We start from the raw sequence: 1,227 nt of genomic DNA on the forward strand, positions 1-1,227 counted from the left end.
GCTTCTTTATAAAGCTTATCAGATTCATTCTCAGCTTCGCTCACAATCTTTTGAGCTTCAGAGCGAGCGCTTTGAAGCTGACTTAATAAATCAGCTTCTAATTTTTCAACTTCTGAAAGTTTATTTTTGGCATCCATAATATTGTTACTTACAAATTTTTCTCTTTTTTCAACAACATTGCCTACTGGCTTAAAAAAAAGAGAATTTAGTATGTAAGTAAGAGCGACTACTTGTATTGCCATAAGAGGCAAAGTGGCATTTATATCAAATAAACCACCTTCAGTAGCACCAAAAAAATCAAAGGCCAACATATGTTTCAGTTGAAATTAAAAAATTATATTTAAATATTGCTAATAAGAATTAAAAGCAACATTAACTTTTAGGAAAAAGGATTCGCAAAAAGTAATACTAGAGCAACAACTAATCCATAGATTGTTAATGACTCCATGAAAGCGAAAGATAAAAGTAGAGTTCCTCTGATTTTACCTTCAGCTTCAGGTTGGCGGGCAATACCCTCGACAGCACCTTGAGCTGCGTTACCTTGTCCAAGGCCCGGGCCAATAGCGCCTAAGCCAACTGCTAAGCCAGCAGCTACAACAGATGCAGCGGAAGTAATGGAATCCATAATTTTGAAATAAAGAGCTTAATGCTTGTGATAAATCTTTTTGTCTAACACGCTTGGACATTCTTTTTTTTAAGAATGGGTCTGAATTTTTCAGACCTACGCGATTAAATATTTTGCCAGATTACAGGCCCTTTGTAAAAGAGTCTGAATGTATTAAAGAGAAACTAATGATGTTCTTCTACGGCTTCTCCTATGTAGTAAGCAGCGAGTGTAGCAAAGATTAATGCTTGAATTGCACTTGTGAACAACCCTAGAAACATTACAGGAATGGGCAAAACCAAGGGAACTAGAAAAACCAAAACACCAACAACAAGTTCATCAGCAAGAATATTTCCAAAAAGCCTAAAGGATAAAGATAAAGGTTTAGTAAAGTCTTCTAGAATTTTAAAAGGCAACATTATCGGTGTTGGATGAACATAATATTCAAAATATCTCCAACCCTTATTACTAAGCCCAGCATAGAAATAAGATAGAGAAACTAACAATGCCAATGCAATGGTTGTATTAATATCAGCTGTTGGAGCTCCTAATTCTCCACTTGGTAATTTTATTAATCTCCAAGGTATAAGCGCTCCTCCCCAATTACTTACAAACACAAATAA

The 1,227-nt window shown here is 35.3% G+C and carries 3 protein-coding genes; all 3 read right to left on the reverse strand.

What is annotated here, in order from left to right; all coding sequences use genetic code 11:
- Positions 1-311: F0F1 ATP synthase subunit B' (locus ACTF45_RS09120; RefSeq protein ID WP_438949849.1), on the reverse strand; the 311-nt coding region annotated here is incomplete at its 3' end.
- A gap of 68 nt (positions 312-379) precedes the next feature.
- Positions 380-625: an ATP synthase F0 subunit C gene (gene atpE / locus ACTF45_RS09125; RefSeq protein WP_002805169.1), complete on the reverse strand. Its 246-nt coding sequence runs from the start codon at positions 623-625 to the stop codon at positions 380-382.
- Between the two features lie 164 nt (positions 626-789).
- Positions 790-1,227 (reverse strand): F0F1 ATP synthase subunit A (locus ACTF45_RS09130; protein ID WP_438949850.1); only part of this gene is annotated, 438 nt, incomplete at its 5' end.

Origin of the sequence: Prochlorococcus sp., assembly GCF_965655815.1 — a bacterium.
Taxonomy (GTDB): Bacteria; Cyanobacteriota; Cyanobacteriia; order PCC-6307; family Cyanobiaceae; genus Prochlorococcus_A; species Prochlorococcus_A pastoris.